The 14,116-nt window shown below is 63.4% G+C and carries 8 protein-coding genes, 2 tRNA genes and 1 rRNA gene; 5 read left to right on the top strand and 6 right to left on the bottom strand.

What is annotated here, in order from left to right:
* Positions 1-488 precede the first annotated feature (488 nt).
* The 3 genes from LQG66_RS29185 to LQG66_RS29175 form a co-directional block, all read right to left on the bottom strand.
* Positions 489-564, bottom strand: a tRNA-Ala gene (locus LQG66_RS29185).
* 82 nt (positions 565-646) lie between these two features.
* Positions 647-723: transfer RNA gene (locus LQG66_RS29180), tRNA-Ile, on the bottom strand.
* Positions 724-942: 219 nt separating this feature from the next.
* A 16S ribosomal RNA gene (locus tag LQG66_RS29175) occupies positions 943-2,431 on the bottom strand.
* Positions 2,432-3,240: 809 nt separating this feature from the next.
* On the opposite strand from LQG66_RS29175, the gene LQG66_RS29170 reads away from it, so the two are divergent.
* Entirely contained in the window at positions 3,241-5,301 is a 2,061-nt protein-coding gene (locus tag LQG66_RS29170; RefSeq protein ID WP_231319300.1) for a M23 family metallopeptidase, read from the top strand.
* 114 nt (positions 5,302-5,415) lie between these two features.
* Here the strand turns inward: LQG66_RS29170 and clpB are convergent, their stop codons facing one another.
* Positions 5,416-8,055, bottom strand: a complete 2,640-nt coding sequence (gene clpB, locus LQG66_RS29165) for an ATP-dependent chaperone ClpB (RefSeq protein ID WP_231319299.1) — start codon at positions 8,053-8,055, stop codon at positions 5,416-5,418.
* Positions 8,056-8,267: 212 nt separating this feature from the next.
* On the opposite strand from clpB, the gene LQG66_RS29160 reads away from it, so the two are divergent.
* Entirely contained in the window at positions 8,268-9,065 is a 798-nt protein-coding gene (locus tag LQG66_RS29160) for an MOSC domain-containing protein (RefSeq protein ID WP_231319298.1), read from the top strand.
* 210 nt (positions 9,066-9,275) lie between these two features.
* Here the strand turns inward: LQG66_RS29160 and LQG66_RS29155 are convergent, their stop codons facing one another.
* The gene (locus tag LQG66_RS29155; RefSeq protein ID WP_231319297.1) at positions 9,276-9,929 is read right to left on the bottom strand and encodes a TIGR02594 family protein; all 654 of its coding nucleotides are present in this window, start codon (positions 9,927-9,929) and stop codon (positions 9,276-9,278) included.
* A 256-nt stretch (positions 9,930-10,185) separates the two neighbouring features.
* Between LQG66_RS29155 and LQG66_RS29150 the strand changes: the two genes are divergently transcribed.
* Together LQG66_RS29150 and LQG66_RS29145 are read left to right on the top strand one after the other, a co-directional pair.
* Positions 10,186-11,049 carry an alpha/beta fold hydrolase gene (locus LQG66_RS29150; RefSeq protein WP_231319296.1) on the top strand — a complete coding sequence of 288 codons (864 nt, stop codon included), beginning with the start codon at positions 10,186-10,188 and terminating at the stop codon, positions 11,047-11,049.
* A gap of 106 nt (positions 11,050-11,155) precedes the next feature.
* Positions 11,156-12,244: a serine hydrolase domain-containing protein gene (locus LQG66_RS29145; RefSeq protein ID WP_231319295.1), complete on the top strand. Its 1,089-nt coding sequence runs from the start codon at positions 11,156-11,158 to the stop codon at positions 12,242-12,244.
* 190 nt (positions 12,245-12,434) lie between these two features.
* Here LQG66_RS29145 and LQG66_RS29140 read toward each other — a convergent pair whose 3' ends face one another.
* The gene (locus tag LQG66_RS29140) at positions 12,435-12,854 is read right to left on the bottom strand and encodes a secondary thiamine-phosphate synthase enzyme YjbQ (RefSeq protein WP_231319294.1); all 420 of its coding nucleotides are present in this window, start codon (positions 12,852-12,854) and stop codon (positions 12,435-12,437) included.
* A gap of 385 nt (positions 12,855-13,239) precedes the next feature.
* On the opposite strand from LQG66_RS29140, the gene LQG66_RS29135 reads away from it, so the two are divergent.
* Positions 13,240-13,971 (top strand): AfsR/SARP family transcriptional regulator, encoded by a 732-nt coding sequence (locus LQG66_RS29135; protein ID WP_231319293.1) that lies wholly within the window; start codon positions 13,240-13,242, stop codon positions 13,969-13,971.
* Positions 13,972-14,116: the final 145 nt, after the last annotated feature.

Below are 14,116 nucleotides of genomic sequence, written 5' to 3'. Positions count from 1 at the left end.
CACCCGCCCCGAAGGACAAGGCGTAGAGCAGCGCGGACAATGATTAGAAAGACCAGCTTGCTTCTTAAGATCGAACCGATAGCCGTGCGGTCAAGCGCAGCTAACAGAGTCATTTACAACAGACGGGATGCTTCACAGCTTCCAGCCTGCGCCGAAATGACCCGGAGATAGTGAAGGCGTCAGTGCAAAGTCGAAACGCGGACCGCTTGCGCGGTGGCACTTCATTGCACGACCCTACTCGGATCGATCTCCTCTTCACGATGTCAGATAACACGCAGTCTTCTGTAGTCCCGGTGAGGACCAGAAGATGCGAAGTGTTGTCTCGCGGACGAATTGTTTGTCGGTCACAGCCAGCCCAGAGGCACAGCCCGCCTACGCCCTATCGGGCTTCGGCGCGGCAGCCTTCGCGCATCATCGACTGCATTCAGTCGAACTAGCCGGGCTCGATCGGCTGGCTTGCCGAGCCGAAGCGCCGCAGGCGCGAAGGCTGGTGGAGCCTGTCGGGATCGAACCGACGACCTCATGCTTGCAAAGCACGCGCTCTCCCAGCTGAGCTAAGGCCCCATAACCGGAAAGACGAATGCAAAGCAGCGCGATCGTCGAGACGATTGGCTTGCCGAGCCGAAGCGCCGCTAGGCGCGAAGGCTGGTGGGCCTGGGAAGACTTGAACTTCCGACCTCACGCTTATCAAGCGCGCGCTCTAACCAACTGAGCTACAAGCCCGTACCGCTTGAAGCGCGTTGCCACCCTGCCCGTGAAGGCCGATGCAGCGCAGCCCCAGGCAGCGTGTTCGTCCGCGAAGAAAGAGAAACGAAGACGGCGAAATCCCGCCAATGGAGCTCATCCAAGATCTGGCGATCTCGGTGGCCCCTGATGTTTCTAAAACAGCTCGATAGAAGCAGACGATCCGAAGATCGAAGCTTGCTGAAGAGCCATCCTTAGAAAGGAGGTGATCCAGCCGCAGGTTCCCCTACGGCTACCTTGTTACGACTTCACCCCAGTCGCTGACCCTACCGTGGTCGGCTGCCTCCATTGCTGGTTAGCGCACCGCCTTCAGGTAAAGCCAACTCCCATGGTGTGACGGGCGGTGTGTACAAGGCCCGGGAACGTATTCACCGTGGCGTGCTGATCCACGATTACTAGCGATTCCAACTTCATGGGCTCGAGTTGCAGAGCCCAATCCGAACTGAGACGGCTTTTTGAGATTTGCGAAGGGTTGCCCCTTAGCTTCCCACTGTCACCGCCATTGTAGCACGTGTGTAGCCCAGCCCGTAAGGGCCATGAGGACTTGACGTCATCCCCACCTTCCTCGCGGCTTATCACCGGCAGTCTCCTTAGAGTGCTCAACTAAATGGTAGCAACTAAGGACGGGGGTTGCGCTCGTTGCGGGACTTAACCCAACATCTCACGACACGAGCTGACGACAGCCATGCAGCACCTGTGCTCCAGGCTCCGAAGAGAAGGTCACATCTCTGCGACCGGTCCTGGACATGTCAAGGGCTGGTAAGGTTCTGCGCGTTGCGTCGAATTAAACCACATGCTCCACCGCTTGTGCGGGCCCCCGTCAATTCCTTTGAGTTTTAATCTTGCGACCGTACTCCCCAGGCGGAATGCTTAAAGCGTTAGCTGCGCCACTGGTGAGTAAACCCACCAACGGCTGGCATTCATCGTTTACGGCGTGGACTACCAGGGTATCTAATCCTGTTTGCTCCCCACGCTTTCGTGCCTCAGCGTCAGTATCGGGCCAGTGAGCCGCCTTCGCCACTGGTGTTCTTGCGAATATCTACGAATTTCACCTCTACACTCGCAGTTCCACTCACCTCTCCCGAACTCAAGATCTTCAGTATCAAAGGCAGTTCTGGAGTTGAGCTCCAGGATTTCACCCCTGACTTAAAGACCCGCCTACGCACCCTTTACGCCCAGTGATTCCGAGCAACGCTAGCCCCCTTCGTATTACCGCGGCTGCTGGCACGAAGTTAGCCGGGGCTTATTCTTGCGGTACCGTCATTATCTTCCCGCACAAAAGAGCTTTACAACCCTAGGGCCTTCATCACTCACGCGGCATGGCTGGATCAGGGTTGCCCCCATTGTCCAATATTCCCCACTGCTGCCTCCCGTAGGAGTTTGGGCCGTGTCTCAGTCCCAATGTGGCTGATCATCCTCTCAGACCAGCTACTGATCGTCGCCTTGGTGGGCCATTACCCCACCAACTAGCTAATCAGACGCGGGCCGATCTTTCGGCGATAAATCTTTCCCCGTAAGGGCTTATCCGGTATTAGCACAAGTTTCCCTGTGTTGTTCCGAACCAAAAGGTACGTTCCCACGCGTTACTCACCCGTCTGCCGCTGACGTATTGCTACGCCCGCTCGACTTGCATGTGTTAAGCCTGCCGCCAGCGTTCGCTCTGAGCCAGGATCAAACTCTCAAGTTGAACTTGAAGTCTTGAACCGGCTGATCACAACGTTTGACGAGGTCCCACCAATCGATCTCCACGCTTCACAGCGCGAAAACCATGGTGTTACCTTTGAAACATTGTCCGCCGAAGTCTTCTCGTCCGATCCCGAAATCAAAAGCCGAAGCTCTCAATCCCGAGACCCGCAAGGACTCCGCCGTCCACGTTTCTCTTTCTTCATCTTCACTTGTCAAACAGCCCGGGACGTCAGCCCCACCCTCTTTGAGAGGGGGTCGCTCAACCTTTTTCGACGGCGATGATCAACCGGGTTTTACCGGTTGTGCACCACTCAGCAAAAGTGAGGAGCAACATTGACGCGTATGCTCGCCCCGGTGTGTCCCGAAGCGGCGCCGCGTTCAGTGATCGTGCTTATAGGGGGGTCCGATCGGGGTGTCAACGACCAATGTCAACAAATCGTCGCATCGAATCATTTTTTTCCCGGCGCCATGGGAAGCCCGATTTCTTGCGGACTTCACGCCCCACTTGGGCCACAATCCTGCGACGATTTGTTAAGCATCGACCAGAATCGATTTGGCTCCAGCGGGGACCGCCAACCGATCCGTGGGTGATCCATATCAAGGAAGTGGCGAGCCCTTCGCCTGATCAAGACAGCCGAGACAAAATCGAGAGATCCTAAAAGAAGAACAGCGGGGCGCGGATTCGGGCTTTGAGGCCCGGGCTATCGAACCGTCAGATGCGCGCCATCATTCCGAGCCGTTTGTCGTAAACGGTAAGCCGCACGGCAGCTGAGGGACCTCGGTGCTGACTTTGAACTTGGGGGACGCAGGTTGAACCAACGGACGCCACGCGGGGGTTATGGACGCGAGGTCGGCATGATCGATCTCGGTCATGAGCCACCGCTGTCCGTCGACGGCTCCGAAGCCGCGGTGATCGATCGCCGCCGCGTCTCCGTCCAATGGTTCTCTGGAACGATCCTGACCGGCTTGTGCGGCGCGGCCCTGATCGGCGGCGCCGTTTTCGCTTCACTCGACGGCGAGCTGACGTTTGCGCGCATGCCCGAGCGGGTGGAAAGCGCGCTGCGCGGCGCATTCGGTGCCAATGACCGGGTGGCCACCTTGCGCAAGAGCGATCGGCTGCCGCCGCCCAGCGAAGCCACCGCCGCCCGCAACGTCGTTCGCGTCTCGACCGTGACCCGCGCCGGATCGCGCGAGCTGATCCGGGTTCGCCCCTATGTGCGGATCTCGGGCAACCTTTCGATGACCACGAGCGACCTCTCCGCCAAGATTCCGGCGTTCAATGCCCAGCGGCTGCTCAGCGACACCGACAATGACAAGGCGGGACCGGGAGAGGATCCGAACAATCCCGAGGCCGTCGAGCCCGACGCCGAAGTCTCCTTCGTGACCAAGGACCTCGCGACCGTGCTGCCCAAGGCCAAGATCGCAGCCTCGGTGGCGCTGGACGAAATCGTGATGCGGGTCCGGGATGCAGCCAACTGGCGTGGCAACAATGGCGGCGTCCGCTACGCCTCGCTCGCCAATGCCGCGGCCGACGCGGCCGGCGCCCAGGGCGACCTCAAGCTCTCCTACGCCAATGACGGCAGCTCACCCGATCCCTACGCCGGTTTCGAAACCCGTGTGGTGCCTGAGAACGTGACCCTGCTGCCCAAGACCAAGGACCAGATCACCGGGGGCAACCCGCTCGGTGAACGCGTCCATCTGGTCAAGAAGGGCGACACCGTCGCCTCGATCCTGCGCGACCAGGGCGCCACGCCCGACGAGGCCAGGGCGATCGCAGCCCAGCTCGGCCCCCGCGGCCGCGACGGCGGTCTCAAGGAAGGCGAGAAGCTGCGCATCCTGATGGGGCCCTCCAGCCCTGCCCCCGGCGCCCGGCTGCAGCCGTTCCGGGTCATCGTCGCCAACGACACCATGATCGAAGCGGTCGCCGCACTGTCGGACCTTGGAAAATACGTCGCGGTCGACGCCCAGAGCATGAACACGGTGACCGAGACGGCCGACAACACCAATGACGAAGAGGACGACGGCAGCGGCGTTCGCCTCTATCAGAGCATCTACGAGACGGCGATGCGCAACAAGGTGCCGACGCCCGTCATCGAGGACATGATCCGGATCTACTCCTACGACGTCGACTTCCAGCGCAAGGTGCAGCCCGGCGATTCCTTCGACGTGTTCTATGCCGGCGACGACGATGAAAAGCCCGGCACCAACGACAAGAGCGAGGTGCTGTTCGCCTCACTCACGGTCGGCGGCGAGACCAAGAAATACTATCGCTTCCTGACCCCGGACGACAGCGTCGTCGACTATTATGACGAGACCGGCAAGAGCGCGAAGAAGTTCCTGGTCCGCAAGCCGGTCAGCAACGCGATCATGCGCTCCGGCTTCGGCGGCCGCCGCCATCCGATCCTCGGCTTTGTGAAGATGCACACCGGCGTCGACTGGGCCACCGCCTATGGCACCCCGATCTTTGCCTCCGGCAATGGCGTGTTGGAGAAGGTCGGCCCGGAAGGCGGCTACGGCAAATATATCCGCATCAAGCACAACAATGGCTACGAGACCGCCTACGGCCACATGTCGGCGTTCGCCAAGGGCATGGAGCCCGGCAAGCGGGTTCGCCAGGGCCAGGTGATCGGCTTCGTCGGCTCGACCGGCCAGTCCACCGGACCGCACGTGCACTACGAAATCCTGGTCAACGGCCGCTTCGTCGATCCCCTGCGCGTGAAGCTGCCGCGCGGCCGCTCGCTCGAAGGCCAGATCATGGCCAGCTTCGAGAAGGAGCGCGATCGCGTCGATCAGATGATGGTCGGCCGCGGCAACGGCGCCCCCCGCGTGTCGGACGCCGGACCGATCCAGGTCCAGTCCGCAAATCGCTGATTCCGCACATTCAATCCGCGCCATTCCTTCGAACGGCAACGGCCCCCGCCGATCAACTCGGCGAGGGCCGCACCTGATGTGATCGGCGGCAGCGCCGCTCTCAGCTCAGCTTGCTCAGTTCAGCTTGCGCTTCGGGATCGGCGCCTCGAACGTCGCGATCTCAGCGGTGCGATGCGCCTTGCCGTTGAAGGTCAGCACATTGCCTTCCGCTGAAATCGCGACCTTGTCGCCGTCCTTGACGTCGCCGGCGAGGATCATCTCGGCGAGAGGATCCTGCACGCTGCGCTGGATCACCCGCTTCAAAGGCCGGGCGCCATAGGCGGGATCCCAGCCCTTGGCGGCGAGCCAGTCGCGCGCATCGCCATCGAGCGACAGCGTGATCTTACGATCCTCCAGCAGCTTCTGGAGGCGAGCGAACTGGATCTCGACGATCCGGCCCATCTCGCTCTTCTGCAGCCGGTGGAACAGGATGATCTCGTCGACGCGGTTGAGGAACTCGGGCCGGAAATGGCTCCGCACCGTGCCCATCACCAGATCGCGCACCTCCGAGGTGTCCTCGCCTTCCGGCTGATTGACCAGGAACTCGGAGCCGAGGTTCGAGGTCATGATGATCAGCGTGTTGCGGAAATCGACGGTACGGCCCTGGCCGTCGGTCAGGCGGCCGTCGTCGAGCACCTGCAGCAGCACGTTGAAGACATCCGGATGTGCCTTCTCGATCTCGTCGAACAGCACGACCTGATAGGGCCGGCGCCGCACGGCTTCGGTCAGCGCCCCGCCCTCGTCATAGCCGACATAGCCGGGAGGCGCGCCGATCAGCCGCGACACCGAGTGCTTCTCCATGTACTCGGACATGTCGAGGCGGACCATCGCGGTCTCGTCGTTGAATAGGTATTCGGCGAGCGCCTTGGTGAGCTCGGTCTTGCCGACGCCGGTCGGCCCTAGGAACATGAACGAGCCCATCGGCCGGTGCGGGTCCTGCAGGCCGGCGCGCGAGCGCCGCACGGCGGTCGCAACCGCATGCACGGCCTCGAACTGGCCGACGACGCGCCTGCCGAGGCTATCCTCCATGCGCAGCAGCTTGTCCTTCTCGCCCTCCAGCATCTTGTCGACCGGCACGCCGGTCCAGCGCGACACCACCTGCGCGATGTGGTTGGCGGTGACCGCCTCCTCCATCATCTCACCGGAGTTTTCCTTGGCCTCGATGTCCGCGAGCCGCTTCTCGAGCTCGGGGATCCGGCCATAGGCCAGCTCGCCCGCCTTCTGGTACTCGCCGCGGCGCTGCGCGTTGGCGAGCTCGATACGCAGGGCGTCGAGCTCGCTCTTCAGCTTCTGCGCGTTCGACAGCTTGTCTTTCTCTGCGCTCCACTTCGACGTGAGCACCGAGGACTTCTCCTCGAGGTCGGCGAGCTCCTTCTCCAGCGCCTGCAGACGGGTCTTGGAGCCGAGGTCGCTTTCCTTCTTGAGCGCCTCCTGCTCGATCTTGAGCCGGATGATCTCGCGGTCGAGCGAATCCAGCTCCTCGGGCTTGGAGTCGACCTGCATCTTCAGCCGCGCGGCCGCCTCGTCCATCAGGTCGATCGCCTTGTCGGGCAGGAAGCGGTCGGTGATGTAGCGGTTCGACAGCGTCGCCGATGCCACCAGCGCGGAATCGGTGATGCGCACGCCGTGATGCTGTTCGTATTTGTCCTTCAAGCCGCGCAGGATCGAGATGGTGTCCTCGACCGTCGGCTCGGTGACGTAGACCGGCTGGAACCGCCGCGCCAAGGCCGCGTCCTTCTCGACATGCTTCTGATACTCGTCGAGCGTGGTCGCGCCGATGCAGTGCAGCTCGCCGCGCGCCAGCGCGGGCTTCAGCAGGTTCGACGCATCCATCGCGCCGTCGGCCTTGCCGGCGCCGATCAAGGTGTGCATCTCGTCGATGAACAGCACGATGCCGCCCTCGGCCGAGATCACCTCCTGCAGCACCGCCTTCAGCCGCTCCTCGAACTCACCGCGATATTTCGCGCCGGCGATCAGTGCGCCCAGATCGAGCGACAGCAGCCGCTTGTCCTTGAGGCTCTCCGGCACGTCGCCATTGACGATGCGCAGCGCCAGCCCCTCGACGATCGCGGTCTTGCCGACACCGGGTTCGCCGATCAGCACGGGATTGTTTTTGGTCCGGCGCGACAGCACCTGGATGGTGCGGCGAATTTCCTCGTCGCGGCCGATCACCGGGTCGAGCTTGCCGTCGCGCGCCGCCTGGGTCAGGTCGCGGGCATATTTCTTCAGCGCGTCATAGGCGTTCTCGGCGGTCGCCGAGTCCGCGGTGCGGCCCTTGCGCAAGGATTCGATCGCTGCGTTGAGGTTCTGCGGGCTCACGCCGCCCTTGGTGAGGATGCTGCCGGCTTCGCTGTTCTTCTCCAGCGTCAGTCCGAGCAGCAGACGCTCGACCGTGACGAAGCTGTCGCCGGCCTTCTCGGCCGCCTTCTCCGCCGCGTCGAAGGCGCGCGCCAGCTCAGGCGACAGATAGACCTGTCCGGCGCCGCTGCCGGACACCTTCGGCAGCTTGTTCAGCGCGTCTTCGGTGGCTTTGAGGATCGCGCGCGAATTGCCGCCGGCGCGATCGATCAGACCGCCCGCGAGTCCCTCGCCGTCATCGAGCAACACTTTCAGCAGATGCAGCGGCGAGAACTGCTGATGGCCGTCGCGCACTGCCAGCGATTGCGCCGATTGGATGAAGCCCCGCGCGCGCTCGGTATATTTGTCGATATTCATGATGTTTCCCTCAGCCTGCTGTCACGCCCCGAAGGCACGGTTCCAACATCTTCATTGGGTTTCCGCTCGTGGCGTTGACGTCCATCAACACCGCAATCGGCCACGTCGCCGGATTGCACCCGGCTTGAGCTGAAATGTGGGAAGGCGGGCCGGAAACGGAAGAGGCCGCTTCACAAATTCGTGTGCCCTGGCCGGGCCGGCGGGAATCTCCTATGACCGCGGCCATGGATCCCATCCCCGCCGCACGCATCACCGGCCTGTACCGCTATCCGGTCAAGGGCCTTACCCCCGAGCCGCTGCGGAGCGCGCCGCTGCGGGTCGCACAGACCCTGCCGGCCGACCGCCGCTACGCGCTCGAGAACGGCCCCACCGGCTTCGATCCAGCGGCCCCGATCTGGAAGCCCAAGACGGCGTATCTGATGCTGATGCGCAATGAGCGCCTGGCTGGGTTCAAGACGTTGTTCGAGGACGCGACCAACACCCTCACCATCCGCAAGGATGGCGCGATCGTCGCCCAGGGCGATCTCGAAAGCACCGAGGGCCGCGCTGATATCGAGAACTTCTTCGCCACCGAGTTCGCCGACGAGCTGCGCGGGCCACCCAAACTGTTGTCGGGCGGCGGCTACAGTTTTACGGATCTGGCGCGCAAGGTGGTCTCGATCATCAACCTCGCCTCTCTGGCGGAGATCGAAAAGCTCGTAGGTGCCGCCGTGCATCCGCTGCGCTTCCGCGCCAACATCTACGTCGCGGGCTGGCCGGCCTGGCACGAGGCCTCGCTCATGGGCGAAACGCTGCGCATCGGATCGGCGCGGCTCAAGGTCGTGAAGACCACCACCCGCTGCGCCGCGGTCAACGTCGATCCCGACACCGCCGCGCGTGACCTCGACATTCCCTCAGCGATCGTCCGCGACCGCGGCAACAACGAATGCGGCATCTATGCCGAGGTCATCGCAGCCGGCGACATCGCGGTGGGCGATGAGCTCGCGGTGGAGCAGCCGAGCTTGTTGTAGGCCTCCTCACCAGTCACCGCGGGGCCGGTGCGCTCCCTCCCCCGCTTGCGGGGGAGGGTTGGGGCGGGGGCCCGCCCCAAGCGAAGATCTTCGTGTGGAGGGACTTCCCCCACCCGCATCGCATCTTCGATGCGACGCGACCTCCCCCGCAAGCGGGGGAGGCACAGACTGAGCGAGCGGCGATCGCTCAACTCATCAGTTCGAGATTGATCAGTTCGGCACCACGTAGGCGTAGATGCGCCCACGCGACACCGCGCTCTCGCGCACGCGATTGCCGTTGTTGCCGGAGATCACGATCGGGTTGCCCTGGGCATCGACGCCCGAGACCACGCCGACATGACCGCCGCCGCGGCGGCTCATGACCGCGATCGCCCCGACCTGCGGGCCGGAGACGCGCTGGCCGTAGCTCGCGAACGAGCGCGCCATGTCGGAACCGGTGCCGTGATGGCCGGTGCGCTCTAGCACCATGTTCATGAAGCGCGCGCACCACAGGCTGCGCCGGCCGGTCGGATTGCCGCTGCCGATGAAGCTGCGGGCCGCGGAGACGACGCTACTGCCGCCGAAGCCGCCGGACGTCGCCATGCCGTCGGACGCCGTGCCCGGCATCATGACGCTGGCCTGCGCATCGTCGACGCCGCTCACCTGCATCCGTGCGACGCCGCGTTCCCAGCGCGACATGCGGGCAACGGAGCGACGGTGGTGATGATGCCTCGCGTAGTGATGGCCGCCGTGGCTGCGGTGGGCATGATGCCCGGAGCCGTGATGCGGACGGGCCGAAGCCGGTGTTGCGGTGGCGGCAATCACTGCCGAGCACATGGTCAACGCAACGATGTGAAGCGACCGGCGAAGGGTAGACACAACCATACTCAATCCTTCTGTTACTTCCCCCAGTACCCTGACTTGGCACCCCCTTGTCCTCAGCCCGGCTCCTCTGCAAGCCGCCAGCGGGGCCCGTAAAGAGGGGCGCTGTGACGAAAACATGACCATGCGTGGCAAAAGGTTGGCGAATGAGGGGCGATTCCAGGTTTATTATCCGGCGAAAATCGATCGGCCGGCCGATCCATTGTCGCGCCTCGCGCGACACGTCATCGTGCAGCACGCGACACGGGAGGAGCTGAAGATGCCCTATGCAACGGCGAAAGACGGCGTTCGCCTCTATTTTGAAGAGGTCGGCGCGGGCACGCCGCTGCTCTTCCTGCACGAGTTCGCGGCCGACCACACCAATTGGGAGCCGCAGCTGCGCTACTTCGCGCGACGCCATCGTTGCATCGCCTACTCGGCGCGCGGCTATCCGCCGTCCGACGTGCCGGCCGCGGCCGATGTCTACAGCTACGTGCACTTCTATACGGACGCGCTGGCGGTGCTCGACCATCTCGGCATCGCCAAGGCTCACTTCGTCGGCCTGTCGATGGGCTCCTACTCCGCGCTGCAGGTGGCGCTGAACGCGCCCGCGCGTATCCGGTCCATGGTGCTGGCCGGTGTCGGCTCGGGCTCCAGCCTGGAGCAGCTCGACGCCTTCCGCGCCCAGTGCCGCGCGACAGCCGAGCAGTTCGAGACGCAGGGATCGGCCGAGACCGCCAAGGTGACGCGCGAGGCGCCGGGTCGCATCCCGTTCCTGGTCAAGGACCCGCGGGGACATGCCGACTTCTACGCCGCGCTGGCGCGCCACGACGCCAACGGTTCCGCCAACACCATGCGCGGCTTCCAAGGCGGCCGCCCCTCGATCTACACGATGGCGGACGCGATCCGCCGCGTGACCACGTCGGCGCTCATCATCTGCGGCGACGAGGACGATTCCTGCATCGAACCGAGCCTGTTTCTCAAACAACATTTGCCGGCCTCGGGCCTGATGGTCTTCCCCAAGTCCGGCCACGTGCTCAACCTGGAAGAGTCGGCGCTGTTCAACGACACGGTCGAGCGCTTCATCGCGCTGGTCGAGGCCGGGCGATGGGAGCCGCGTGATCCGAGGTCGATGGTGCGGTAGTCGCGCGCCTCCACGGTCGCGGCCTCCTTCGACGGGTTCGACAGCGGCACGGTAGCCGGTTAAGCTGGAACTCCCTCGATACGGCCGCACTGGAATGGACGTCACGATGCGCTCGATCGCTATTCTGGCCGCCACATGGATCGTTTGCACCGGCCTTGCGCACGGGGCCGAGCACGCTCCGGGCTGGGGCTGTGGCGGGCCGCCTGATCTGCAGGACGGCTGGACCGTCACCGCGCCCGAGGCTCAGAGCGTCACTCCGACAGTGCTGTGCGAGATGGGCGACGGCGTCGCCGCCGGGCACCTCCCCGAGGTCGACTCCATCCTCGTGGTCCGTCACGGCGTGCTCGTCTACGAGCGCTACTTCAACCGCCCGCACACCCTGAGCTATGACGCGGCGACCCGCCACGTCGGCAACTCGATGACCAAGAGCGTCGTCTCGCTGCTGCTCGGGATCGCGGTCGACCGCGGCCTCATCAAGGATCTCGATGCGCCGGTGTTGTCGTTCTTCCCGGAATTCGCCGACCTGCGCACGCCGGAGAAGGAGCGGATCACGCTGCGTCATCTCCTGACGATGACGGCTGGCTTGAACGCATCGGTGTCGGCGCAGATGTTGAGCCGGGATCACGATCCCGACCGGCATGCATTCGAACAGGCCCTCGCCCGCGAGCCGGGCGCGGCCTTCGAGTACAGCAATCTGGACACCGAAATCATCGGGGCCATTCTGGAGAAAGTGACGGGCAAGCCGCTCGACGTGTTCGCGATAGACGAGCTGTTCGGCCCGCTCGGCATCACCGACGTCGATTGGTACCGCCGTCTCGGCAATCAGCGTGCGATGTCGAGCAACGGACTGAGCCTGCGCCCGCGCGACTGGGCGAAGCTCGGACAGCTCGTCCTGAACCGCGGCGCCTGGGACGGCAAGCAACTCGTCTCGGCATCCTGGATCGCCCAATCGACGAGCCCGCAGGTCAGCGCGCCGAAATCCTTTTCATATGGCTTCCAGTGGTGGCTGGGCCACTCGGCGGTCCGGGATCACACCGTCGCCTGGACCGCCGCGCTCGGCTTCAACGCGCAGAAGCTCATCGTCATCCCCGAATACGATACGATCGTGGTCTTCCATGCGTCGCGCGAGTCCGTCCAGATGGTCACGCCGGAAATCGAGCTGCTGAATCGCTACATCCTGCCTGCGCTGCTGTGAGCCTCATCCGGAAGGACGATGACGAGGCCCCTTGGCGCTGACGCTCCTCACAATGGCGATCCCGGATCTCAACTTGTGCTCGGCTCCCTCCACTCCGTCATGGCCGGGTTCCGTCCGGGGCATGACGCGTAACTCGTTGGCCGGGCTCCTCGTCGCGAAAGTTCCTTGTCGTCACATGGAGTAGGCCCACTTACTCTCCGATGATCTTGATCAACACCCGCTTGCGCCTTCCGCCGTCGAACTCGCCGTAGAAGATCTGCTCCCACGGGCCGAAATCGAGCTTGCCATTGGTGATCGCGACCACGACCTCGCGGCCCATGATCTGGCGCTTCATGTGGGCGTCGGCATTGTCCTCGCCGGTCCGGTTGTGCCGATAGCCCGCGACCGGCTCGTGCGGTGCCAGCTTCTCCAGCCATTGCTCGTAGTCGGCGTGCAGCCCGCCCTCGTCGTCATTGATGAAGACCGACGCGGTGATGTGCATGGCGTTGACGAGCACGAGGCCCTCGCGCACGCCGCTTTCCTTCAGCGCCACCTCGACATCACCAGTGATGTTGATGAAGGCGCGCCGGCCCGGCGTCTGGAACCAAAGTTCCTTGCGAAACGATTTCATAGGATCACTCCCGATATTCGCAGGCAGACATGTTGCGGGATACGGCATGACGGTTCCCCGGCGCGAAGTGTGGCGCAGCTCACATCATGCGATGTCGACCACGCCCATACTGGACACGATGAAGTGCATACTGCACGCGCAGGAAACGCGACCTCTTTGCATCCTGCAACCCAAAGTGATGAACCGGACGCTGCCCGGGATGACTTAACTACATTGCCGATCTCATTTCGACGATGACAACGAAAAAAAGTGGCGGCTCGCCTTTTGGCGGCGACGGTGCAGACCTGATTGGATTGCAGCCGCTCATTCTCATCGCACGAGAAGCTCGACCCTCCGGAAGGCCTGAAGCCAATCGCTGCGAGTCGCTATTCAAAGGAGAGAGACAATGAGTTTGCTGCGTATCAATCTCTTTGGCGGTCTTGAAATAAGACAGGTCTCCGGCGAGTCGGTCGTGATCCCGAGCCGCAAGGCCGCGGCACTCCTGGGCTATGTCGCCCTCACCTCTCCGCGTGGCATTTCACGCAGCAAGCTTGCTGCACTCCTATGGGAAGGACGCTTCGGCGATAACGCGCGCGCGAACCTTCGGCAGGCTCTGCTGACGCTGCGTCGGGTGCTGCCGCAATGCGCTGATGTCATTTCGGCGGAACGCGACGACATTCGGATCTATCCGAACGCCGTCAACACCGACGTGCAGGAGTTCGAACGACTGCTGCAGTCGGGCGATCTGGATACGATGGCCCGCGCAGCTGCGCTCTACCGGGGTGAACTGCTCGACGGCATAAGCTCGACCTCGTGTGCGTTCGAAGCATGGCTATCCGCCGAACGCCAACGACTGCGCATGCAAGCGATGCGAGCCATCGCCGACTTGCTGGACGTCGGCGGCCGCAACCACGTGGAGATCGCGATGACCTTCTCGCTGCGCGTCCTTGCTGCCGACCCGCTCCAGGAGGACGTCCACCGCACATTGATGCGCTGCTACGCGCAGCAGGGTCGCCGTGCCGATGCCCTGCGACAATATGACCTGTGCCGCACCGTGCTGCGAAGGCAGGTCGGCGCGACGCCAGAAAGCGAAACCGAAAGCCTGCAGCGCGAAATCAGGCGCATGCTTCGCGCCTGATTACTCCGCGCGAGCTCGCGCCATGCCTGCTCCACATCATCGACTTTGACGGCACTTTCACGCCCCACTTGACACTTGCATCACGGCCAGGCGCGCAACATCGGCCTCGATCGACTTCGCGCTGCAAACTGCTCCTTGTGAGGGC

It is taken from the genome of Bradyrhizobium ontarionense, from assembly GCF_021088345.1.
GTDB classification, from domain to species: Bacteria; Pseudomonadota; Alphaproteobacteria; order Rhizobiales; family Xanthobacteraceae; genus Bradyrhizobium; species Bradyrhizobium ontarionense.
Note: the sequence above shows the minus strand (reverse complement) of the source record. Positions and strands in the feature narration are given on the sequence as shown.

Excerpts from the sequence above, each read along its gene's own strand:
- clpB (WP_231319299.1), bottom strand. The coding sequence starts at position 8,055 with ATGAATATCGACAAATATACCGAGCGCGCGCGGGGCTTCATCCAATCG.
- LQG66_RS29160 (WP_231319298.1), top strand. The coding sequence starts at position 8,268 with ATGACCGCGGCCATGGATCCCATCCCCGCCGCACGCATCACCGGCCTG.
- LQG66_RS29155 (WP_231319297.1), bottom strand. The coding sequence starts at position 9,929 with ATGGTTGTGTCTACCCTTCGCCGGTCGCTTCACATCGTTGCGTTGACC.
- LQG66_RS29150 (WP_231319296.1), top strand. The coding sequence starts at position 10,186 with ATGCCCTATGCAACGGCGAAAGACGGCGTTCGCCTCTATTTTGAAGAG.
- LQG66_RS29145 (WP_231319295.1), top strand. The coding sequence starts at position 11,156 with ATGCGCTCGATCGCTATTCTGGCCGCCACATGGATCGTTTGCACCGGC.
- LQG66_RS29140 (WP_231319294.1), bottom strand. The coding sequence starts at position 12,854 with ATGAAATCGTTTCGCAAGGAACTTTGGTTCCAGACGCCGGGCCGGCGC.
- LQG66_RS29135 (WP_231319293.1), top strand. The coding sequence starts at position 13,240 with ATGAGTTTGCTGCGTATCAATCTCTTTGGCGGTCTTGAAATAAGACAG.